The organism is Paraperlucidibaca sp. (genome assembly GCF_982810325.1).
The window spans coordinates 1-20,507 of the sequence record NZ_CEYEMI010000002.1 but is presented as its reverse complement, the minus strand read 5'-3'; the positions used below and the strand labels follow the sequence as shown (position 1 = coordinate 20,507).

The 20,507-nt window shown below is 52.5% G+C and carries 26 protein-coding genes; 6 read left to right on the top strand and 20 right to left on the bottom strand.

The genetic code is table 11. The features are described from left to right. Positions 1–24: 24 nt before the first annotated feature. The 3 genes from AC3DKE_RS01505 to flgB are packed head-to-tail and all read right to left on the bottom strand — an operon-like array spanning position 25 to position 1,627. The gene (locus AC3DKE_RS01505) at positions 25–708 is read right to left on the bottom strand and encodes a flagellar hook assembly protein FlgD (RefSeq protein ID WP_340674586.1); all 684 of its coding nucleotides are present in this window, start codon (positions 706–708) and stop codon (positions 25–27) included. A 14-nt stretch (positions 709–722) separates the two neighbouring features. Further along, on the bottom strand, positions 723–1,145 hold the full coding sequence (gene flgC / locus AC3DKE_RS01500; RefSeq protein ID WP_487989847.1) for a flagellar basal body rod protein FlgC: 423 nt from the start codon (positions 1,143–1,145) through the stop codon (positions 723–725). Positions 1,146–1,147: 2 nt separating this feature from the next. Beyond that, complete coding sequence (flgB, locus tag AC3DKE_RS01495; RefSeq protein WP_340674584.1) at positions 1,148–1,627, bottom strand: flagellar basal body rod protein FlgB; 480 nt, start codon at positions 1,625–1,627, stop codon at positions 1,148–1,150. 166 nt (positions 1,628–1,793) lie between these two features. On the opposite strand from flgB, the gene AC3DKE_RS01490 reads away from it, so the two are divergent. From AC3DKE_RS01490 to AC3DKE_RS01465, 6 genes are all read left to right on the top strand, one after another. Beyond that, the gene (locus AC3DKE_RS01490) at positions 1,794–2,528 is read left to right on the top strand and encodes a sulfite exporter TauE/SafE family protein (RefSeq protein WP_487989845.1); all 735 of its coding nucleotides are present in this window, start codon (positions 1,794–1,796) and stop codon (positions 2,526–2,528) included. Between the two features lie 116 nt (positions 2,529–2,644). After that, on the top strand, positions 2,645–3,367 hold the full coding sequence (gene flgA / locus AC3DKE_RS01485; RefSeq protein ID WP_487989843.1) for a flagellar basal body P-ring formation chaperone FlgA: 723 nt from the start codon (positions 2,645–2,647) through the stop codon (positions 3,365–3,367). 85 nt (positions 3,368–3,452) lie between these two features. Next, positions 3,453–3,797, top strand: coding sequence for a flagellar biosynthesis anti-sigma factor FlgM (gene flgM / locus AC3DKE_RS01480; RefSeq protein ID WP_487989841.1), 345 nt, complete (start codon positions 3,453–3,455; stop codon positions 3,795–3,797). 26 nt (positions 3,798–3,823) lie between these two features. Next, positions 3,824–4,297 (top strand): flagella synthesis protein FlgN, encoded by a 474-nt coding sequence (locus AC3DKE_RS01475; RefSeq protein WP_487989840.1) that lies wholly within the window; start codon positions 3,824–3,826, stop codon positions 4,295–4,297. Positions 4,298–4,320: 23 nt separating this feature from the next. Then, positions 4,321–5,472: a flagellar hook-length control protein FliK gene (fliK, locus tag AC3DKE_RS01470; protein ID WP_487989838.1), complete on the top strand. Its 1,152-nt coding sequence runs from the start codon at positions 4,321–4,323 to the stop codon at positions 5,470–5,472. Then, positions 5,469–5,783: an EscU/YscU/HrcU family type III secretion system export apparatus switch protein gene (locus tag AC3DKE_RS01465; protein WP_379069202.1), complete on the top strand. Its 315-nt coding sequence runs from the start codon at positions 5,469–5,471 to the stop codon at positions 5,781–5,783. Before fliK ends, AC3DKE_RS01465 begins: the two co-directional genes overlap by 4 nt. Positions 5,784–5,790: 7 nt before the next feature. Here AC3DKE_RS01465 and motD read toward each other — a convergent pair whose 3' ends face one another. The 17 genes from motD to AC3DKE_RS01380 all read right to left on the bottom strand — a co-directional run. Then, positions 5,791–6,645, bottom strand: coding sequence for a flagellar motor protein MotD (gene motD, locus AC3DKE_RS01460; protein WP_379069200.1), 855 nt, complete (start codon positions 6,643–6,645; stop codon positions 5,791–5,793). After that, entirely contained in the window at positions 6,629–7,414 is a 786-nt protein-coding gene (locus AC3DKE_RS01455) for a flagellar motor protein (RefSeq protein ID WP_340674576.1), read from the bottom strand. Before AC3DKE_RS01455 ends, motD begins: the two co-directional genes overlap by 17 nt. A 27-nt stretch (positions 7,415–7,441) precedes the next feature. Continuing rightward, positions 7,442–8,173, bottom strand: coding sequence for an RNA polymerase sigma factor FliA (locus AC3DKE_RS01450; protein ID WP_340674575.1), 732 nt, complete (start codon positions 8,171–8,173; stop codon positions 7,442–7,444). Beyond that, the gene (locus tag AC3DKE_RS01445) at positions 8,173–8,997 is read right to left on the bottom strand and encodes a MinD/ParA family protein (protein WP_340674574.1); all 825 of its coding nucleotides are present in this window, start codon (positions 8,995–8,997) and stop codon (positions 8,173–8,175) included. The genes AC3DKE_RS01450 and AC3DKE_RS01445 overlap by 1 nt, the downstream gene beginning before the upstream one ends. A gap of 64 nt (positions 8,998–9,061) precedes the next feature. After that, positions 9,062–10,588, bottom strand: coding sequence for a flagellar biosynthesis protein FlhF (locus tag AC3DKE_RS01440; RefSeq protein WP_487989835.1), 1,527 nt, complete (start codon positions 10,586–10,588; stop codon positions 9,062–9,064). 67 nt (positions 10,589–10,655) lie between these two features. Then, a complete protein-coding gene (gene flhA / locus AC3DKE_RS01435; RefSeq protein WP_379069195.1) occupies positions 10,656–12,761 on the bottom strand; it encodes a flagellar biosynthesis protein FlhA in 2,106 nt (701 codons plus the stop codon). Next, positions 12,724–13,884, bottom strand: coding sequence for a flagellar biosynthesis protein FlhB (gene flhB / locus AC3DKE_RS01430; RefSeq protein WP_340674571.1), 1,161 nt, complete (start codon positions 13,882–13,884; stop codon positions 12,724–12,726). The genes flhA and flhB overlap by 38 nt, the downstream gene beginning before the upstream one ends. Then, positions 13,874–14,680 (bottom strand): flagellar biosynthetic protein FliR, encoded by an 807-nt coding sequence (gene fliR / locus AC3DKE_RS01425; RefSeq protein ID WP_340674570.1) that lies wholly within the window; start codon positions 14,678–14,680, stop codon positions 13,874–13,876. The genes flhB and fliR overlap by 11 nt, the downstream gene beginning before the upstream one ends. A gap of 4 nt (positions 14,681–14,684) precedes the next feature. Beyond that, positions 14,685–14,954, bottom strand: coding sequence for a flagellar biosynthesis protein FliQ (fliQ, locus tag AC3DKE_RS01420; protein WP_340674569.1), 270 nt, complete (start codon positions 14,952–14,954; stop codon positions 14,685–14,687). Beyond that, positions 14,951–15,730: a flagellar type III secretion system pore protein FliP gene (gene fliP / locus AC3DKE_RS01415; RefSeq protein WP_340674568.1), complete on the bottom strand. Its 780-nt coding sequence runs from the start codon at positions 15,728–15,730 to the stop codon at positions 14,951–14,953. The genes fliQ and fliP overlap by 4 nt, the downstream gene beginning before the upstream one ends. After that, the gene (fliO, locus tag AC3DKE_RS01410) at positions 15,727–16,194 is read right to left on the bottom strand and encodes a flagellar biosynthetic protein FliO (protein ID WP_340674567.1); all 468 of its coding nucleotides are present in this window, start codon (positions 16,192–16,194) and stop codon (positions 15,727–15,729) included. The genes fliP and fliO overlap by 4 nt, the downstream gene beginning before the upstream one ends. Positions 16,195–16,214: 20 nt before the next feature. Then, complete coding sequence (gene fliN / locus AC3DKE_RS01405; protein ID WP_340674566.1) at positions 16,215–16,568, bottom strand: flagellar motor switch protein FliN; 354 nt, start codon at positions 16,566–16,568, stop codon at positions 16,215–16,217. A gap of 25 nt (positions 16,569–16,593) precedes the next feature. Then, positions 16,594–17,568: a flagellar motor switch protein FliM gene (locus AC3DKE_RS01400; RefSeq protein ID WP_340674565.1), complete on the bottom strand. Its 975-nt coding sequence runs from the start codon at positions 17,566–17,568 to the stop codon at positions 16,594–16,596. A gap of 10 nt (positions 17,569–17,578) precedes the next feature. Then, entirely contained in the window at positions 17,579–18,037 is a 459-nt protein-coding gene (locus AC3DKE_RS01395; RefSeq protein WP_340674564.1) for a flagellar basal body-associated FliL family protein, read from the bottom strand. Positions 18,038–18,189: 152 nt separating this feature from the next. Continuing rightward, on the bottom strand, positions 18,190–19,281 hold the full coding sequence (locus AC3DKE_RS01390; protein ID WP_487989832.1) for a protein-glutamate methylesterase/protein-glutamine glutaminase: 1,092 nt from the start codon (positions 19,279–19,281) through the stop codon (positions 18,190–18,192). 10 nt (positions 19,282–19,291) lie between these two features. After that, positions 19,292–19,897 (bottom strand): chemoreceptor glutamine deamidase CheD, encoded by a 606-nt coding sequence (gene cheD / locus AC3DKE_RS01385; RefSeq protein ID WP_487989830.1) that lies wholly within the window; start codon positions 19,895–19,897, stop codon positions 19,292–19,294. 6 nt (positions 19,898–19,903) lie between these two features. Then, the coding region (locus AC3DKE_RS01380; RefSeq protein ID WP_487989828.1) for a CheR family methyltransferase at positions 19,904–20,507 on the bottom strand (604 nt) is incomplete at its 5' end.

The following is a 20,507-nucleotide window of genomic DNA, read 5'->3' as shown; positions in this document are numbered from 1 at the left end:
AACTCCAGGGTCTTTGGTGTCGGCTTAGCCGACGGCTTTAACATCGGAAAGTTTGACGCTGCCCATCGGGCCTAAATCGAGTTGCGTGCCACCATTAGCTGGCAGGCTCACGCTTTGCACAGTGGCTTGCACTGCTGGCGCCAATGCCTCACTGGTGCTGCCACGTGTGGCCGTGACTTGAATGGTGTAATTGCCGTTGGGAGCAGCGACGTTGTCGTTATTCTTGCCATCCCACTGAAAATTGACGCTACCGGCGGCTTGTGGACCGAGGTTTATCTGACGCACTAACGCGCCTTTATCCGTCAAAATATCGACGCGAACGTTCTGCGCTGAGGCCTCTAAGTCGACTTGTCCATTAATTGGCGTACCTTGGTTTAAACCCACGGTATCGCCTGGCACGAGCACGGTTTTACCGATTAAACCCGAGGCATTAAGCCACTGTGTTGAGGACATGGAGTTGGCTAGGTCACTAATCGACGTCTTCATGTCGTTAATGCCAGCAACACTGGAGAGCTGCGCCATCTGCGCTAAAAACGCCGTATTATCGGTGGGCTTTAGCGGATCTTGGCTTTGCATCTGCGCCAACATCAGCTTCATAAAATCGGCTTGATCGAGATCGCTCAAGGTTTTACGGCTATCGCCAACGGCCGCAGTACCACTAGCAGCGCTACCTTTGTTGACCAAGCTATTAACTTGACTGAAGTCCATGACTTACTCCGTGCTTACTGTTGGCCGAGCTGCAAAGTGCGCAGCATCAGGGTTTTGGCGGTGGCAAAAATCTCGGCATTACTTTGGTAAGCACGCGAGGCGGAAATCATATTGGCCATCTCTTCCACGGCATTAACGTTGCTGCCGAAGATGTAGCCGTCTTTGTCGGCCATGGGGTGGCCGGGTAAATAGCGTTTGGGCACTTCAGCCTGACTGGTCTCAATGCCATCGACTTGAACGCCAACTTGAGTGGCGTTATTGATGCCGGCACCGGCACTGGAGTTGGCCATCATCGCGGCGAACACAGGTTGGCGGGCGCGATACGCACCTTCGGCCGTAGTGCTAACGGTGTCGACGTTGGCCATATTGCTGGCGGTGGTGTTGAGCCGCAGCATTTGCGCATTCATGCCTGAACTGGCGATATCAAAAATGCTCATGATTAACGACCTCCGGTGATGGCGGTTTTCATTGATGAAAATTTGCCGCCGAGAAATTGCAGCGTGGCTTGATAGCGCACGGTGTTGTCGGCAAAGGCAGCTTGCTCACGCTCGGCTTCGACGGTGTTGCCGTCGATAGACGATTGCAGTGGGATGCGGTATTTCAGGCTCTCGGCCGATGAACTAGAGCTAGCGCTAACGTTAGCGCCAGCTTGATTGATGCTGGTGCCGGAGCTAGAGACGCTAAGGCCTAGGTTATTAGTGTTTTGGCTGACGTTGCCTACGCTCATGCGTGAGTTATTGGCGTTGGCTGCGCTTTCGCCCATGGCACCAGCTAGCGCTGCTTTAAAATCAAAGTCGCGGGCTTGATAGCCTGGTGTGTCGGCATTCGCTATGTTGGAGGCGAGCACTTCGCTACGCATCGCGCGCAAATGCAGTGCCTTCTCATGCACGCCCAATACCGAATCAAAACTAATGCCCATCTTCCACCTCCGAACGCAATTCACGTCTGCTCAGAGATGAATTAGCAAACGCCGTGCCAATGTCTATTTAGATTTATTTTTCATGGACTTAGATACATTGACTAATGGCCTTAGCACGATCAGCAAGCTACCATCGGCAACATAGTCAGCATCTTGGCACTCATCCATGAACGAATATTTACTGCTCAGCCTCGCGGCATTTTTCGCTGGCGCATTGAATGCGGTCGCTGGCGGCGGCAGCTTTTTGACCTTGCCGGCGCTGATCTATTGCGGCGTACCACCGGTCATCGCCAACGCAACCGGCACGGTGGCGCTACTGCCAGGCTATGCCGCCAGCACGTGGGGCTTTCGCCAAGAACTCAAGCAACTGCAAGGCCTACACCTGCCACGCCTGCTAATGCTGAGCTTGTTCGGCGGCAGTCTCGGTGCCGGACTCTTACTGATCACCGATAACAACACCTTTAATCAGCTCATTCCGTGGCTGCTATTAGTCGCCACTCTGCTCTTTGCTTTCGCACCCAAACTCATGGCTGGTCGCACGCAAGCCTCACCTCTTGTCGCCCTGTCGGCACTTTTTCTGGTGGCGATATACGGTGGCTACTTCAACGGCGGCTTGGGCATTTTGCTGTTGGCGGCACTAAGCCTGCTTGGGCATAGCAATCTCGATGCCATGAATGGCGTCAAAAATTTGGTGTCGACCGTGCTCACGGCGATTGCTGTGATGATTTACGCCGCCGGAGATGTTGTTGCTTGGCCGCAAGCCTTAGTCATGATGCTCGCTGCAACCGCCGGTGGTTATTGGGGCGCCAAAATTGCCAAACGCTTGCCGGCGCTAGCCTTACGCCGCGGCATCATTGTTATTGGCGCAGTCATGACGGTGCTATTTTTCATTACGCTTTAAAGCCACTCGCCTCAACTGGCACGCATTTTGTAAGCCCATACAATAGAAGGATGCTAATCAGGCATCTAAGTGGCTGCAGTTTCCCTGCACCACCTGCTGTATTGAGGCTAAAGCCAATGAAGCTACTTCCTATATTTTCGCTAAACAGCCAGATACCCATTGCGCTAGCTTTGGTGATGCTACTGCTGCCCATCAACTCAGTGGCAGCACCCGCTCAGCGACTAGAGGCTATTGGTGAAGCCGCAGTCGACTTTGTCCGTAGCAATCATTCTTGGCAGGGTTTAAACGTCAGTTTTGAACAACCAACGCTAGATGAGCGTTTGAGCTTGAGCCCCTGCGAAGCGCCATTACAAGCCAGCATGCCTATCGGTGGCCGCATCGCTAAGCGCACCAGTATTGCCGTGAAGTGCCCAACTGCCGCGGGTTGGACCATCCATGTATCCGTGATAGCCAACGCCGAAGCCTCGGTTTTAGTGGCACGTCGCGCCATTAGCCGACACGAACAGATTCATGCTAATGACGTCATGGAAGCCAGTCGCGACATTACCAGCCTGCCCTATGGCTACTTAAGCGAGCTACCGGTTGGTGATGCTCTGCAGGCTAAAACCGGGATTGCCCAAGGCGCGGTTATCACGCCAGGAATGACTCAGGCCGCAAATGTCATCAAGCGCGGAGATATTGTCGCCATCGAATTAAGCGATACGCGCATGGCGATCAGCATGCGAGGTGTAGCACTGGCTGATGCCGCTGCTGGTGAATTAGTCGCGGTGAAAAACTCACAATCTGGGCGCACCGTGCAGGGCCAAGCCATGGCCAGCGGCAGAGTCAGAATCCAATAATCAGAAACAGATGAAATAGTTGTTAAAGTTTTACGGCGGACAGTCGATATGAAGGCAGACCACCAATTTTGGAGGATCTGCCATCATGGTAGACAAAATTAATTCAGCACCGGCACACCGGCCTGATCTCGTCCGCAACGACGCGAACAAACGTACTGAAGCTGCGAGCGAAAGCCGTGCCACATCAGGCACTTCCGCCGCTCAAGCAAATGCTGAGGCAGCGCCAACAGTAAAGGCTACAGGGAGCCAAAACACCTCTGTTACCTCACTGATTGAACGCGCCAAAGCAGCCGCTGAGCATGTGCCAGAGGTGGATCGTCAAAAGGTTGACGACATCAAACAGGCTATTGCACGCGGTGAGTTTCAAGTAAACCCGAAAGCGGTGGCACAAGCCTTCGTCTCGATGACGTTGAACGCCACACGCATGTGACTTAACTAACGCATGAGGAAATCGCCATGTCTATCCGAGAACCAGCACTGTGGCTCAATGAGCTAAGCGAACTATCGGGTCGCTTCAAAGAGCTTTTGGAGCGTGAACTGGCGCATTTATCAAGCTGGCCAGTGCTTAACTTGCCAGACTTTGCTCAGGCGAAAATACAGCTCAGTCGCAAGCTCGAACAACTTGAAAACGAACGTGTGCAATGGCTATCTAGCCAAGGCCAGCATGAGCGCGGGCGCTTAGCCATGCGCGAAGCTCTACACAAGCAGCCCAATGGCAGCCAGCTTCTCAAGCTTTGGGAACATGCCATGGGCATCTTGCAAGCCTGCCAACCGCTAAATCAGCAAGCCGGCCTAAGCATTAACTTGCTCGGTCAGCAAACACGCCGCAGCCTCGACATCCTCACCGGCAATGCTGCCCTTCCTGCCACCTATGGCAAACAAGGTCAGCAATCGGGTGGTTATTTACGAGGCAGCCTCGGGCAGGCCTAAGCCCGCTTGAGGCCTAGCTCTGCGTGCGCATTGCGCCGAACCAAGCAGCTGTCGTTCTGCCTCCAGCCGCGCAGGCATCCGTTGTCACACCCGCTCAAGCCATTGGCGCGGTGCTTCGCGTTGAGGTTTTAGCGCAACTCGATTTGCTACGTTATAAATTAAGAACGCCAACCGGTGAGCGTATTGCGGAAAGCCGCACGCCATTGAATGTGGGCGACAAACTGGCTCTGCAAGTTGTCGGCGGCGATGATAAGCGCTTGCTCGTCGACAAAATGCCGACGCCCGCTCAGCAAGCTAATACACAATTAAAAACCTTTTTACCGAAACAGCTCGACGCCAGTCGATTGATGGCTTTGCTGCCAGCACTAGCCGCAAAAGCTGAAGCGCCTGAGGGCGTGGCTAAGCTGCTTGAGCACTTGCCGAAACCCAGTCAGCTCATGCAGGCAGACACTCTGCAGCAGGCCATTAAAAATAGCGGTTTGTTTTATGAGCGCGGTTTAGCGCAAGGCATTTTGCCGCCGCCTGAAGACTTAAAACGCCAGATCCTTCAACTTCGCGATGAACTCAAACAAAAGCTTGGCCTCGATGCTAGCAACCAAACTACGACCGCTGGCGCTTCACATGCTGCCGGCAAAGTTGAGGCGCTTCAGCGCGCCACACTGCCCAATGCCCTGCTAGAGATTTTGGCGCAGTCGTTACCAAACTCGATGCTTCAATTGCTAGGCCAAGAGCTCGATGGTGTCTTGGCGCGTATGGTCAGCCATCAATTACTCCATGCTGGCGATGAGAAAAAGCAGCATCAGCAATGGCTTATGGAACTTCCTGTACAGGATCGTGACGGCATCGATTTGCTGCAGATTCATATCAGTAAAGATCGGCGTCAGGCCTCGCAACAACAGCCAGGTTTTGCCTTATGGAAAGTGTCCTTGAGTTTGTCATTACCAGATAAAGGCGCAGTGATTGCCACGCTATCTCAGCAAGATGAACGTGTGCATGTGCAGTTTCATGCCGAACAAGCCGACACGCATGCGTGGATAAATCAGCACTGCCCTGCGCTACGCCAACGCCTAATCGATTGCGGCCTTCAAGTCGGCCATGTGCAGGCACAACGTGGCCTGCCGCACGACGATACATTGCCCAAAGGTGCTAGCGGCTTATTGCAGGAGCGCGCATGAACAAGAAGCCAGCACAGGCCATCGCCCTGCATTACGATGGCCAGCGTGCGCCTCGCGTTACCGCTAAAGGTGAGGCTGAGGTTGCCGAGCGTATTGTCGCCCTGGCACGAGAACATGATGTGCCTATCCACGAGGACATCGAGCTTACCTCGCTACTTGCACGCGTGGATTTAGATGATGAAATCCCGCTATCACTATTTGTCGCAATTGCCGAAGTTTTGGCGTTTACCTATCGCCTAAAAGGCAAAACGCCAGCCACTCAACGTAGTGTGAGTAGCCGGCGTATTTTCGAACAAAATAACGATGAATAATTGACGCCTATTTTGGTGTAGGCACGTCGTCTATCGTTGGTGTAGATAAAGAGGCATTCGCCGCATCATTTGCCGCTTTCGAATCTGTTCGCAAAGATGGAATCACGATGACTACGCGGCGATTACGATTTCGCCCCGCTTCGGTGGCGTTATCAGCCACAGGACGATACTCACCAACACCGATAACCGCTAAGCGAGTTGGCTCTATGCCCTTCTCCATCAACAAATGCACAACACTGGCTGAGCGCGCTGCCGACAGCTCCCAATTCGATGGAAACACCGTGGTGTGAATCGGCATATTGTCGGTATGGCCCTCAACACGCACAGGGTTAGGGAAATTTGTCAGCACAACCGCTAGGCGCTGCATGATGTGAATGGCCTGAGGCGAAAGCACTGCGGTACCGCTAGCAAAGAGAATATCGGTTTGAATTTCAACCTCAATGCCCTGCGGCGTAGTGCGCACCACAATGACATTTTTATCAATCAAATCGGCCATTGCGGCTTTCACGGCGGAGGCCATCTCTTCGACCTGCTTCGCTGTCGAGTTCAGTCCAGCACCTTGGCCACCATCGAGCAATGATCCACCAGGCCCCATGGCTTGCGGCTTACTAAGTGATGGCGCCGTGGTCAATAACTTGGCCATGGCCGCAACTTCACCCACTTGCACAGGCGCTAAAGATTTAGGTGGGCCATTAAAGGCCTCTGCCATTGAGGCAGCAGCAACTCGATACTTACCTTCATTGACCGATGAGATCGCGTACATAACCACAAAAAATGCGAGCAATAAGATGATCAAGTCACCAAATGGAATGGCCCAGGCTTCATGGTTTACGTGATCTTCGTGCTTATGTTTTCTTGCCATCGTCTTTGCCTTTGCCTTTGGGTGCGCCGTGAACGACATAGCCTTGCAGACGGCTTTCGATATGACGTGGGTTTTCGCCCTGAGCAATCGAAGATAGGCCTTCGATAAACATCATGCGCATCTTCGCCTGCTCTTTGACGTGGTATTTGAGCTTATTGCCGAAGGGTAAGAAAAATAAGTTGGCTGATGCGATACCGTAAATGGTCGCAGTGAATGCGGCGGCGATGCCTGTGCCAAGCTTGCTAGGATCGGCCAAGTTGCCCATCACTGCCATCAGACCCAAAACCGCACCAACGATGCCTAGGGTCGGGGCGTAAATGCCCATCGATTCCCAGACTTTAGCGGCGGCGGTATCGAATTCTTCGCTGGACTCGAGTTCAACTTCTAAAATGCCGCGAATGCTTTCTGGCTCACCGCCATCGACCAGCAACTGCAAACCTTTGCGGATGAACTCATCGGTTTCGCCATCGACTTGCGATTCCAACCCCATTAAACCGTCTTTGCGGGCAATGCGACTCCACTCGACAATTTTGACAATAAGAGCTTCTAAATCAGTCGCTGGTGGCTTAAACAACCAACCAAATATCTTCATGCCACGCTTAAATACTGGCGCTGGAGTTTGGATCATGACGGCGGCCATGGTGCCGACCAATACGATCATCGCCGCGGCGCCACCGAGCAAGCCTTTAAGTCCAGCGCCTTTCAAAATAGCGCCAACAAGCAAGGCAGTAAACGCCATGACAATGCCAACTAGGGTCATGATATCCATGAATGTGCTTCCTCTTCTGCTGCGCCCTTAGGCCGCGACTTCAGTCCATTCGCCTAAGCGACTGCGCAGACGCAACACCGCCTGGCTGTGAATTTGACTGACACGAGACTCGCTAACCTCGAGCACCTCGCCAATCTCTTTTAAGTTCAAACCACGCTCGTAATACAGCGCTAAAACCATTTTTTCACGCTCAGGAAGACTGTCTATTTGCGTTGCCAAGGCCTCTGTAAAGCCGGCTTCTAGCAAAGCGCCCAATGGCTTATCGGTGCTGTCATCGGACTCTGGTGCATCGAAGCCATCTTCGCTGAGCTGATCTAAGCTAAACACTTTCAAGCTGCCGGCATCGCGCAATAACTCGTGATACTCAACAAGGCCAATACCCATCTCGCTCGCCACTTCAGCACCACTGGCCTCGCGGCCTTTGCGATGCTCAACACGGCGCATGGCCTGACTCATGTCGCGCACGCGTTTAGTGAGCGTGCGTGGTGCCCAACCTTCGCGGCGGACTTGATCGAGCATGGCACCGCGTATGCGAATGCTGGCAAAGGTCTCAAAACTCGCGCCTTTGTCATTCTCAAAATGGCTTGCGGCCTCAAGCAGGCCCATCATGCCGGCTTGAATTAAGTCATCTGCCTCAACGCTGGCTGGCATGCGCCCCGCCATGTGATAGGCGATTTTTTTGACCAGGCCAGCGTGACGCATCACTAGCTCATCACGACTGCCCATGGCCACCGATTGATAGGTGACATGCGCATTCATTAGGCAACTCCTGCTAGATTCGGTACCCCAAGCAAGCGCTCAACAAAAAACTCGATATGCCCACGAGCCGTGGTTGGTGGCGCCCATTGATCAACAACTGCTGCCAAGCGTTTGAACGCCGCTGTGGCATCGGTGGCAGGATAAAGTTCACTAACGGCTTTTTGACGACTAACGGCTTTCTTCAAGAATTCGTCGCGTGGCACTGCACCGGCATAACGTAGATTTACGTCGAGGAAGCGCTGAGCGACTTCATTGAGGCGGTTAAATACAGCGCGACCAGAGCGATCGCCGCTAACCATATTGCTCAAGACATTAAAATTGCTGATACCGGCATCGCGCTTTAAGACTTTGATCAAGCCGTAGGCATCGGCCAGTGAGGTAGGCTCTTCGGTTAGCACCACCAAAACATGCGTGCTGGCACGGGTAAAGGTAACCACAGAGTCTGAAACGCCGGCTGCAGTATCGACAATCATCACGTCAAAATCGTCGCCTAGATCGGCAAATCCCTGCACGATGCGCGCATGTTCGCTAGGTTGCATCTCTGCCATGCGCTTAATGCCGGAAGCTGCTGGCACAATGCGAATGCCGCAAGGGCCTTCAATCAAGATGTCGCGCAAATGCACACGGCCGGCAATGACATCTGCCAAGGTTTTTGTTGGCCGCAGACCAAGCAAAATATCAATATTACCCAAGCCTAAGTCGGCATCCATGAGTAAAACGCGGCGACCGAGTTTGGCGAGCTGGCAGGCTAAATTAACGGACACATTTGATTTGCCCACTCCGCCTTTTCCGCTCGTAACTGCAATGACGTTTACCGGTTTCATAGCCTACTTCCTTTTGTCATGTTCTTTTGATGCTAGGCATCGTGTTCGTATAAATGCTGGCTTATTAGGCCGATTGCGCTTGCTTAGGCGCCGTGCCAGCGCTGTGATTAATAAGCTCATCGGCTTGCACCATGGCTGCAGCCAGCAGCACTTCTATATCTTTGTTTGCAGTTTCTATGCCATCTGTCATGCGAGGGCTCTGATTAATCGCCGATAGCGTTAAGCCATAATCACTGAGCAGTGACAGCACGGGCGCCAAGGCATAGCTCATGTCGACGCGGGTTAGCGCCACAGAAGCAAGCGGTAGGCCAGCGCAACGGCTCATCAGGGCACGCAAGCTGCGAGGATCAGCGTCACTTGGTAGCGCTAAAATCACCTCAGCATGTGGTGCGCAGGCGAGCTGCATCATTAGGGCTTTCAGCGAAGCATCGTTACGCGCTTGCAAGCCCGCGGTATCAATAATCACTAAGCGCTCTTGGCTTAAACGCGCCAAGGTATCGCGCAGGTCATCCGGTGTGAATGCGCTGTGCACAGGCACGTCAAGCACTCGGCCGGCGGCACGCAGCTGCTCTTGCGCGCCTAGGCGATTGCCATCGGTGGTGACTAGTGTCAAACCACCGTGACCATGGCGACGGATATCTGACATGACCAATTTATTGACCAATGTGGTTTTACCGGCGCCTGCAGGGCCGATGATGAACACCACGCCGCGCTCTGGTAGCGCACTGGCATGAACTCCCTGCGCCAATGATTTGGCGATGGCTTCAGGTGCTGGCATGCCGGCTTTGATGGCATCCAGTAGCGCTGGCTTGGCCAGTAACCATTGATTACCTAAACCTAGAGCATCGGCCCACTGCGTCAATTCGTCTGGCAAATCAGAATGGCTAGAGACACTGGCTTGGCGTAAATGATTTTCTAGCCAATGACGAATCGAGCCCAACTCTTGCTTGAGCGCCAAAATATCGGCTTGGGCCTTGTCGGAGTCTTCCGCTGGCACGATAGGTTTTTTGACTAGTGTTGGTTTGACTACAGCTGGCTTGGCGGCGGGCTTAGCAATGTTAGCGGTAGGTGTAGCCGCTGCTGGCGATGGAGATACTGCTTTCACGCGATTGCCTGCCAAAGCATTGGCGGCCTTTTTACTGGCCTCAATGGCATGATTTGACGCTTCTTTGACAGAGGCGACAAATGAGGATGTGGTTGCTGATGCTGTTTGGCGGGTATTACGCATTAAAACATCGGCGCTGCTGCCTGCGCTGGAAATAGTAGCCGAGACGCCATCGCCAGCAATTCGCTGACCTGAGCCTGCGCCGCCGTCAACAGCCATGCCTAAATGACGAAGGTTTTCTTGGCGGCGGGCAATTTGATCAGCAGGCGTGATGGCCGAGGCAATTTCGGCGGCGCGATTAGCGCTGGCATCGATTGGCTGGCCTTTCGAGTTAACGATGGCACTTAGGTCATCGGCCGTGGCAATTAGCTCAACGCCACCGGCAACTTCGTAGCACGCCAAAATGCTGGCATCGTCGCCCAAAGCATCACGAATCATGCGCATACCAAGGTGGCTATTTGCGGCTTTGAATTTACGAATTTTCATCTCTTGCCCCTGTGCTAACTCGATGCGCTGTCAAAAACGTCGCGCTATATACCGGTTAATGCACAACTCATGCCAACCCAACGCGGCCGTTATGACCCATGGTCGACACTAGGCGTACTTCCTTGCTATCAGGCACTTCGTTATAGGACAAGACATTGAGGCCAGGCACGCTGCGACGAATAAATCGCGACAACCAAGAGCGAATCGCCGGTGACACAAGCAGCACCGCAGGACGCCCAGAAAGCTCTTGCGACTGGGTAAAATCGGCCAAGCCGTTTTGCAGTTTCTCCGCCAAGCTTGGCTCAATGCCAACACCGCCATTGCCACCCTTCAGTGTGTTTAGCAGCAGTTGCTCTAAGTCAGCATCTAGCGCCATTACTGGCAGTTCAGTTTCTAAGCCATTGATTTCTTGAACGATCATCCGACCCAAGGCCATGCGCACACCTTCGAGTAAGTCATCGGGGTTTTTCGTGCGCGGCGCTTGCTCGGCTAGCGACTCAGCGATCAAACGCAGGCTGCGAATAGACACACCCTCTTTCAATAAGTTCTGCAGTACACGCACTACCACGCTCAATGGCAGCTGCTTAGGCACCAAGCTTTCCACCAATTTCGAATCGCTTTTCGCCAAGCCATCGAGCAGTTGCTGAACCTCTTCGTGACCGAGCAATTCGTGTGCGTGTTGTTTAATAATTTGGCTTAAATGCGTGGCCATCACCGTGCCGTTATCGACCACGGTATAGCCCAAGGTCTGTGCTTGATCGCGTAAAAGCGGATCTATCCATACCGCTTCCATGCCGAAAGCTGGGTCACGGGTGGCGGTGCCGCGAATCTGGCCATGAACTTGGCCGGAGTTAATCGCTAACTCACAACCCATGATGATTTCGCCTTGAGCCACGGTGTCGCCGAGCAAAGTAATGCGGTAAGCACCAGGTGCCAAATCAAGATTGTCGCGGATGTGTACGGACTGCACCAAAAAGCCCAACTCCTTAGATAGCTTTTTACGCACGCCAGTAATGCGACCAATAAGCTCACCGCCCTGCGCACGATCGACCAATGGAATCAGGCGATAACCAACTTCTAGGCCAATGACATCGGTATTGGTGACATCTTCCCATTGCAGCTCAGTCGGCTCGATAGGCTTCACTGTGCCTGGAGCACCGGCATTGGCCATGCTGCCGCCTTCAACCACCTCAGGCTCTAGCGCTTTTTTCTGCATTAACCAGCCGCCGCCGGCACAGGTTGCTGCTAAGAGTAAAAACACCAAGTTTGGCATGCCGGGGATAATGCCAATCACACCCATAACCGTAGCGGCTAAATACAGCACGCGCGGGCTAGCCAGCACTTGTTTAACAACTTGCGTGCTCATGTCTTGGCTGCTGGAGATGCGCGTGACGATAACCGCCACGCCAATCGACAACAGCAGAGCTGGAATCTGTGCCACTAGGCCATCGCCAATGGCGAGTAGAACGTAGTTATTAGCAGCCTGATCGAATGACAAACCGTGCTGCAACATGCCGATGGCCAGACCACCGATGATATTGATGAATAGAATCAAGATGCCGGCGATGGCATCGCCACGAACGAATTTACTGGCACCGTCCATCGAACCGTAAAAGTCGGCCTCGGTGCGCACATCTTCACGGCGTTGGCGAGCTTGGTCCTGTGTCAAAACTCCGGCGTTTAAATCGGCATCAATAGCCATCTGCTTACCGGGCAATGAGTCCAAGGTGAAACGCGCGGTGACTTCCGAGACGCGACCTGCACCTTTGGTCACAACCATAAAGTTGATGATCACCAGAATGGCAAAGACCACGATACCGACAGCAAAATCACCACCAATAACGAAAGCACCAAATGACTCAATAACGTGACCTGCAGCGCCAGGGCCGTTATGGCCATCCATCAGCACAACGCGTGTGGAAGCGACGTTGAGACCTAGGCGCATCAAGGTGGCGAGCAGCAAAATGGTGGGGAAAGAGTTGAAGTCCATCGGCCGTTTCACATAGATCACGGCAAAGATGATGATCAGCGACAGCGCGATATTGAAGGTGAAAAATAAGTCCAACAAGATCGGTGGAATGGGCACAACCAGCATCGCCAGCAGCGCCAGGATCAGCAATAAGATGCCAAGGCCGTTACGGGTTAGGGTCTGAAAAGTCTCGCTGAGGTTCATCGTTAAATCCTGTCAGATAGCTGTCGTCGACCACTGGAGCAGGGGCTTCTGGGTATTCGCCACCCAAATCTTCCCACTGCCTAAGCTGGTATACGTAAGTCAGTATCTGAGCTACTGCAAGATAGAGGCCAGATGGGATCTCTTTATCTAAATCAGTGCTAGCGAACAGGGCTCGAGCTAGTCGAGGTGATGCCACTAAAGGCACTTGATTGGCTTTTCCTAAGGCACGAATGCGCGCTGCGACTTCATCCGCGCCTTTTGCTACGACTATTGGGGCGCCGCCGCCAGACTCGCGATAGCTCAAGGCAACGGCAAAGTGCGTGGGGTTGGTGATAATGACATCGGCCTTAGGTACATGATCCATCATGCGTCGACGTGCTGCCGCCTGCTGCATTTCGCGGATTTTCCCCTTCACTTCTGGGCGCCCGTTTGCCTCTTTATTCTCATCCGTAATTTCTTGATGAGACATCTTTAACTGCTTGTTAAAACTGAATATTTGCCACGGCACATCGATCAGCGCAATAACTAATAATGGCAGGCTCACGATGAGAAAAAACCAGAGCAGCATGCCGCCACTTTGGCGCATAGCCTGCTCTGGCGAGTGTCGGCTAAGATCTAAAATAGAGGGTGTGAGATAGCTCAATAAGCCATACGCAGCAGCGCCGATAAACACGACCTTGAGCATGGATTTGCCCAGCTCCACTAGGCTTTTAGCGGAAAAAACCTTACCTAAGCCAGTAATGGGATTGAGCTGATCGAGCTTGAGACTGAGCTTAAAAGTCCAGCCTCCAAGAGCAACAGAGGATACTAAGGCGGCAGCAAAACATAGCGCCATCAGCGGCCACATCAGCAATAGCCCTTCCACAAGCAGGCCATAGAATAAACTGGGCATGAGTTCGGGGTCAGGGTTAGCTAAAACCGCCGGAGAAAGCGCTACCGTCAATAAATTGGCAAGGTCGCGACCGATTTGCGGCCCCCAAGCAAATAGACCAACTGCAGCGGCGATCGTGACCATGGCCGTTGATAGTTCTTTAGAACGCGGAACCTGCCCTTTCTTTCGGGAGTCTTCGCGCTTTTTCGGGGTCGCCTCTTCGGTCTTTTCCTGGCCGTCATCACCGGACATTGGCGGCCTCCATTAATACGCCACCCTGTGCCAGAGCGGCGTTTAAAAGGCCTTCAAGCGCTGGCGCTATCGAAGGTAAAACCTGCCAAACGACAATAAAGCCGACCATCATGGTGAGCGGAAAACCGACGGCAAATAAGTTCATCGAAGGTGATGAGCGACTGATCACACCCATGGCGATTTGCACGACGAGCAAGGCCAACACGGCCGGCATGGCAATACGCATGGCCGCGCCGAACATGCTGCTAATGCCTTTTAACAATTGCTGAGCTGCATCTGGCGTGATTGATAATGTGCCTGGCGGCCAGCTAATAAAGCTTTTCATCAAGAGCTCAAGAAAGGCCAAATGGCCATCGAGAGCCATAAACAGCAGCAGCGTAATCAGCATCAAAAACTGCCCCAACACCGGCACTGGCGTGCCTTGCTGCTGATCGATCAATGTTGCGAAACCTAGACCCATGCCGGTAGCAATTAAAGAGCCAGCGAGCATGACGGCCTCAAAGGTGAGCTGAACTAAAAAACCCAGGCAAATGCCAATTAGCAGCTCATTGGCAGCCATTAATATGCCGCTGGCAGAGAAGGGATTAAAGTCGTTTACGGGAGTGCCCGCCTGCGTCAACACCATGGGAGCGATCAGCGCGCTTAAAACAACGGCAATGAAGATGCGAAACTGCCCAGGCACGCCTTTTCCGCTGAATAGCGGTGCCGACAAAATAGCACCACTGATGCGGCAAAAAGGCAGCCAAAAGGCTGCCAGCCAGCTCAGAAGTTGCGCTTCATTGACGGCGAAATTCATCGCCCTAGCCCACTAAGTCAGGGATCATTTGAATCAATTCGCGCGTGTAATCAACCAGCGTTCGTAGCATCCAAGGCCCAGTAAGGCCAAGCACCACAATCAAGACAATGAGCTTGGGAATAAAGCTTAGTGTCATGTCCTGAATCTGCGTTGCGGCCTGAAACATACCGATAATCAAACCCGCCGCCAGCGCAGCCAATAGTAATGGAGCTGCCAACAACACCGTCACCATAATGGCTTGTCGGCCGATCTCAATGACGGTATCTGGTGTCATGGCGTGGCTCCCATATGAAAGCTTGCCGCCAGCGAGCCCATGATCAGACTCCAGCCATCGACCAGTACAAACAGCATGATTTTGAATGGCAGCGAAATCATCATCGGCGACAACATCATCATGCCCATAGACATCAAGACGCTGGCAACCACAAGGTCAATAACCACGAAGGGAATGAATAATAGAAAGCCAATTTGAAACGCCGTTTTCAACTCGCTGGTGAGAAACGAGGCCATGAGAATGGTAAATGGCACATCATCTGGACTTGCCATCGGGCCAACACCGGCGATTTCAGCGAACATCGCGATGTCATCTTCGCGAGTCTGCTTCAGCATAAAACTGCGAAATGGCACAAAGCCCTTTTCCACAGCCGGCACAAAGGTCAGCTCATCATTCATATAGGGCACAACCGCTTCGGTATATGCCTGATTCAACACTGGGCTCATGATAAACAGCGTCAAAAACAAAGCTGCGCTAAGCAGCACTTGGTTTGATGGTGCCTGCCCCGTGCCCAAGGCTTGGCGCAAAATACCGAGAACAATGATGATGCGTGTGAACGCGGTCATGCCCAGCAAAATAGCCGGCAGCAACGTTAGCGCAGTCATGATCGCTAGTAGTTGTAGCGACACCGAATAATCGCCAGCGCTTGATGTGCTAACGCCTGGAATGCCAGTCGGCGCGGCCATCGCAAGCGAAGGCAGTAGCATCAATAGCGCTGTGAAAATTTGGTTTTTCTTAGTCAGCACCGAAGGCGACAAAAAGCGCCGCAAGCTCATGACGATGCTCCAGGACGGCGCAGGCCTTGAGTAGCCAAAACGCTGCGTAAATGCGTCATAAAGTCAGGAGATGTTGGCAGCGATGAGTCGCCCTCACTACCCTGCACTGGGCTCGGCCCCTGCCATGTGTGTAGCGGGCGGATGCTACCTGGCGTGCAACCAATCAGCACGTTTTCATCGCCGACTCTGAGTAAAATCACACGCTCTTTTAAACCTAATGATAGTTGCGCCGTGACCTGCAAAGCACCTTCGCGTGGGGCTTGGATTTTTTGAAAACGACGGATCATCCATGCCGCGCCTAATAGCAGCGCCACCACAAAGGTTAGGCCCAGAAATACCGACAGCAGATTGCCCGCCGATAAAGGATCTTTCGGCAAATTAGCCGCTGGAGCAGCTTGCGCCACCAAGGGTAAGGCAAGCCATGCACCAATGAGCGAATAAAAAAGCGAGTGGCGCACTATCATAGAAAATCCTTATTAAACGCTTAGTGAAGGCGGCGTATGCGCTCTTCTGGGCTCACGACTTCAGTCAGCATGATGCCGAACTTGTCTTTTACAACGACAATTTCACCACGCGCAACTAGCGTGCCATTAACTAATACATCGAGCGGCTCGCCTGCCATGCGGTCAAGCTCAATAATCGCGCCTTGGCTGAGCTTGAGCAGATCACTAATGCTCATGCGAGCGCGACCGACCTCAATCGACACTGTCACACTGACATCTAAAATCATGTCTAAATTAACGTTGGGCGCACTGCTGGCAGCAGCTGCAGGCTGGCTTTGTAGCTCACCAAAGGCGGCGGCTTGAATATCGTCTGCTTGGAAATCGTTGTCACTCATGGCTATAGCTCCACTGGTTAAAGGCTTAGTCGCGGCGGCGTATGGCCGGATAAATATGTTTAATTTTGGCCGACAGCTGGCCGTGATGCGTACCAAAGCTTGCCGTCATCAAAGGCTGACCTTCGAGCTGAATCGTGACTTGCGAGGGATTATCGATAGGTAAAATATCGCCCACCTGTAAGTTACAAACGCGCTTCAAGCTCACTTTGCTATCACCGAGTTTGGCGACTAAAGACAGCTGGCTTTCAACTAAGCCAGACATCAAACGCGTGCGCCATTGCTCGTCATGCTCCTGCCTAGTGGTTCGAACAACACCACCCAAGCTATCGCGAATTGGGTCAATGGCCGCCCATGGCACCACCGACAATAACTCTGCTTCATGTGTGCCAATTTGCACGGTGAAGCGCGTCACCATTAATGTGTCGGACTGCTGTAGTTCATCGACAAAACGAAAATCGTGGTAGTGCTCATCAATGACTGGATTGATGTCGACAGCGGTATGCCAAGCAGCTGTTATCGCAGGAATCAAGCTTTCGGTTAGTCGCTCCATAAAGCGCGATTCTGATGGCGAAAAATCCTGGGCACGCACATGTTGCGAACGGCCGCGACCACCATAGAAATGATCAACCAGCGTGAACACCAGCTCAGCTTCGAAGGCTAAGTAAATCGGCGAGCCTAATGGCTCAGCACGCATGCTAACGATATATGCCGGAGCGGCTGTGCTGCGCATAACCTCGGCAAACTTCATCACGGCAATACGATCAGCACGGATATTATCTACGCTGGGCACCCATTGGCGCATTTGCTGCTTAATGCCTTCAGCTAAGCTCGATTGCACTTGTGACAAAGCCGGAATAAGTCGCGACACCGCATATTCTTGGCTAGCAAAATCGTACTTCTCGCCGCCGCCACGAATATCGTCAGTGCTATCTGTGATCAGGCCTTCGGCACCCTCGCCGATTAGCGCATCAAGCTCTTCTTGTTCCAGAATATCGCCCATGACGTGCTCCTTATTGCACCACAAGTTTGGTGAAATAGACGGCTTCAATACCGCCAGAGCCTGTATCGGCAGTTAGCACTTCATTGATTTTATTGAGTAAGGCGGCTTGCAGAGCCAAACGGCCTTCCGGTGTGCCGATCGACTCGCGATTTTGCGCACTCAGTAGCAGCAGCACGTCATTACGAATATGTGGCATGGCTTTGGTGGCGCGATCGACTACCGATGAGTCGCGATACATCAGATTAATTTCAACTTGCAGAAAGCGTGTCGCGAAACCGTCTTCGATGTTGACGGTAAAGGCAGGATCCATCGGTAGGTAGGCAGCAGCCGCTTTTACAGGGACAGGTGCAGCTTCCGTTGCGCTAGCAGCTGCATGGCCACCAAAAGCGCCGGTGACGAATAAGGTGCCGCCAACAGCAGCCGCCAGTAGTACTGCGACGCCTACACCTATCATGACCATTTTTTTCATTTGCCAATTCCTACTGAGTGCTCGCCTTGGGGGCGCGAATACTAGTGAATAAGCAAATGCTGTGCCATGTTACTTAAATCATTTATTTCAAGTACTTATGGATATATCTCAGCAGATAATAGCGGCGTCAAATAATTGGCAAAGCAATAGCGTCAGGCTTTTGACCCTTGCGCCTCAGCCAGCGCCACTAGGCGATCTAGCACGCGCACGGTCAAACGTTCTGGCGAGCCCTGCTCATCGACAACACCTAGCTCAAATGCCGCTCGTGGCATGCCATAGACAACTGAGCTGGCCTCATCTTGGGCAAAACAATAAGCGCCCGCAGCCTTCATTGCGGCCATGCCTTGCGCGCCATCGCGGCCCATGCCGGTGAGCAACACTGAGGTCGCATTTTTCCCTAAAACTTTGGCAGCACTATCAAATAAAACATCTACCGAAGGCCGATGTCTATTTACCTCGGGACCTTCAGAAAGCACGATTTTGTAGCTGCCACCGGTCACACGCTCGAGCAAAATATGCGCATGCCCCGGTGCTATATAAACACAGCCCGGGCGTATCACATCTCCCGCTGCGGCCTCTTTGATATGCACTTCACATTCATTATTTAAGCGCGTGGCAAAACGCTGTGTAAAACCCTCAGGCATGTGCTGAACAATCAAAACCGGTGGCGTGTTGATGGGTAAGCCCATAACAAAGCGTTTGATCGCTTCGGTGCCTCCTGTGGAAGCGCCAAGGCAAATGATGTGGTTAAGAGGATACTTTCGCTTTGGATCAACAGTTGGTCTTGCACTGGAAAGCGTTGGCTCCACTCGCTTGAACTGATGCCCTGCTTCCGCTGCTTGGCGAATTTTCTGCGTAATTTCTGTCGCCATTTGGTTTAGATCGGCACGGCCTTTGAGCTGGCGCTTACTGATGAAATCCATCGCACCCAAGTCTAGCGCATGCAAAGCCAGATCAGAGTCGACATCGCCAGCACTCGAAATCATCAACACCGGCAATGGATTTAAGCGCATCAGGCGCTCTAGAAAGCTAATGCCATCCATGCCCGGCATTTCCACATCGAGCGTCACGACATCGGGCTGTAATTCACGAATTAGCTGGCGTGCAGTAGCCGTTTCTGGCGCAGTCGCAATCACTCGCATATCGGGCTGACGATTAATGATTTCCGACAATAACAAACGCATCGCCGATGAATCATCAACGACCAAGACACGAATAGGCTGTAGCGAAGCAGATGTAGCCATATGCGATACCTTAATGTCTTAAATTGGCCCGATACGCCTGCTCAATTCGAGCGACTTTAGGGTTGTAGTCGGTTTTCATTTTTCGCATCATCACGCGGCCGCTATCGGGGAAAAAATACAACTTCCGAGGATAAACATCGCCGAGATTACATGCCCTGATAGGAATGCCAAGCTCTTCTAAATACTGCAGCACAAAGGCAGCGTTATCGTCACCAATATCGCTAGCATTAAAACCACGTAGCACTCGTCCACCGCCAAATACTTTTGCTTCTAATGACTGCTTCATCGCGCCATGAGCGAGCACACGCTCAATCAAAGTATCCATGGCAAATTGGCCATAGCGCATGCAATCAGCCTCTTCACCATTTTCATCAGCGCTTGCAGCCAACATAAAGTGATTCATGCCACCAATACGGGTAACCGGATCCCAAATAACTGCTGACACACAAGAGCCTAAAACGGTGGCTATGATCACCTCACCACTGGCGACAAAAAATTGCCCCGGCATGATCTTGATGATCTCGCGCTTAAACTGATGATCAAAAAATCTCGAGGTTGCTAGAAACTCCTCACCGACTGCAGCGTCATATCGCGGGCGGCGCCGCTGCGAGGCCATGGCAAATCACCCCGCCGACGAGCGCGATAGCTGGCGCTCGTATACTGTCTTGCCACGTAAGCGGAAAAGATCGTTTAAATGTAGCAAGGACTCAGAATGCCCAACAAATAACTGAGCGTTAGCATTCATATAAGGCGTGAACTTCTCTAATACCTTGCGCTGCGTATCTTTATCGAAATAGATCAGTACATTACGGCAAAAAAGTGCGTCGAAAACACCCTGGATAGGCCATTGATTATCGAGCAAGTTGAGCTGCTTAAAAGTCACTAAATCGCGTACTTCGGGGCGTACACGCACCATGCCTTCATTGCTGCCTTTGCCACGCATAAAGTAGCGCAAATACTTAGGGTCAAGCTTCTCAATACGATCTGCTCGATACACGCCGGTGTCTGCCTTCGCCAGCACACTGGTGTCAATATCGGTAGCGATGACTTCCACTGGAGGTTTTTTACCGAAGACCTCTAAAGCCGTCATTGCTAATGAGTAAGGCTCTTCGCCGGTCGACGCTGCACTGCACCAAATACGAAATGGTCGGCTTTTATCTGTGTGCGAGCGCATCAAGGACTCAAGGATGGGAAAGTGATAATCCTCACGGAAAAACGCCGTTAAG

What these genes read in the sequence shown, in the direction of transcription:
- AC3DKE_RS01395 (WP_340674564.1), bottom strand. Translation starts at nt 18,037, where the DNA reads ATGAAAAAAATGGTCATGATAGGTGTAGGCGTCGCAGTACTACTGGCG.
- AC3DKE_RS01400 (WP_340674565.1), bottom strand. Translation starts at nt 17,568, where the DNA reads ATGGGCGATATTCTGGAACAAGAAGAGCTTGATGCGCTAATCGGCGAG.
- flhA (WP_379069195.1), bottom strand. Translation starts at nt 12,761, where the DNA reads ATGAACCTCAGCGAGACTTTTCAGACCCTAACCCGTAACGGCCTTGGC.
- flgB (WP_340674584.1), bottom strand. Translation starts at nt 1,627, where the DNA reads ATGGGCATTAGTTTTGATTCGGTATTGGGCGTGCATGAGAAGGCACTG.
- AC3DKE_RS01445 (WP_340674574.1), bottom strand. Translation starts at nt 8,997, where the DNA reads ATGAAACCGGTAAACGTCATTGCAGTTACGAGCGGAAAAGGCGGAGTG.
- AC3DKE_RS01450 (WP_340674575.1), bottom strand. Translation starts at nt 8,173, where the DNA reads ATGAATGCGCATGTCACCTATCAATCGGTGGCCATGGGCAGTCGTGAT.
- cheD (WP_487989830.1), bottom strand. Translation starts at nt 19,897, where the DNA reads ATGGCCTCGCAGCGGCGCCGCCCGCGATATGACGCTGCAGTCGGTGAG.
- flhB (WP_340674571.1), bottom strand. Translation starts at nt 13,884, where the DNA reads ATGTCCGGTGATGACGGCCAGGAAAAGACCGAAGAGGCGACCCCGAAA.
- AC3DKE_RS01440 (WP_487989835.1), bottom strand. Translation starts at nt 10,588, where the DNA reads ATGAAAATTCGTAAATTCAAAGCCGCAAATAGCCACCTTGGTATGCGC.
- AC3DKE_RS01465 (WP_379069202.1), top strand. Translation starts at nt 5,469, where the DNA reads ATGAACAAGAAGCCAGCACAGGCCATCGCCCTGCATTACGATGGCCAG.
- flgA (WP_487989843.1), top strand. Translation starts at nt 2,645, where the DNA reads ATGAAGCTACTTCCTATATTTTCGCTAAACAGCCAGATACCCATTGCG.
- motD (WP_379069200.1), bottom strand. Translation starts at nt 6,645, where the DNA reads ATGGCAAGAAAACATAAGCACGAAGATCACGTAAACCATGAAGCCTGG.
- fliN (WP_340674566.1), bottom strand. Translation starts at nt 16,568, where the DNA reads ATGAGTGACAACGATTTCCAAGCAGACGATATTCAAGCCGCCGCCTTT.
- AC3DKE_RS01390 (WP_487989832.1), bottom strand. Translation starts at nt 19,281, where the DNA reads ATGGCTACATCTGCTTCGCTACAGCCTATTCGTGTCTTGGTCGTTGAT.
- fliP (WP_340674568.1), bottom strand. Translation starts at nt 15,730, where the DNA reads ATGAGCTTGCGGCGCTTTTTGTCGCCTTCGGTGCTGACTAAGAAAAAC.
- AC3DKE_RS01455 (WP_340674576.1), bottom strand. Translation starts at nt 7,414, where the DNA reads ATGGATATCATGACCCTAGTTGGCATTGTCATGGCGTTTACTGCCTTG.
- fliQ (WP_340674569.1), bottom strand. Translation starts at nt 14,954, where the DNA reads ATGACACCAGATACCGTCATTGAGATCGGCCGACAAGCCATTATGGTG.
- AC3DKE_RS01490 (WP_487989845.1), top strand. Translation starts at nt 1,794, where the DNA reads ATGAACGAATATTTACTGCTCAGCCTCGCGGCATTTTTCGCTGGCGCA.
- AC3DKE_RS01505 (WP_340674586.1), bottom strand. Translation starts at nt 708, where the DNA reads ATGGACTTCAGTCAAGTTAATAGCTTGGTCAACAAAGGTAGCGCTGCT.
- flgC (WP_487989847.1), bottom strand. Translation starts at nt 1,145, where the DNA reads ATGAGCATTTTTGATATCGCCAGTTCAGGCATGAATGCGCAAATGCTG.
- flgM (WP_487989841.1), top strand. Translation starts at nt 3,453, where the DNA reads ATGGTAGACAAAATTAATTCAGCACCGGCACACCGGCCTGATCTCGTC.
- fliR (WP_340674570.1), bottom strand. Translation starts at nt 14,680, where the DNA reads ATGAATTTCGCCGTCAATGAAGCGCAACTTCTGAGCTGGCTGGCAGCC.
- AC3DKE_RS01475 (WP_487989840.1), top strand. Translation starts at nt 3,824, where the DNA reads ATGTCTATCCGAGAACCAGCACTGTGGCTCAATGAGCTAAGCGAACTA.
- fliO (WP_340674567.1), bottom strand. Translation starts at nt 16,194, where the DNA reads ATGATAGTGCGCCACTCGCTTTTTTATTCGCTCATTGGTGCATGGCTT.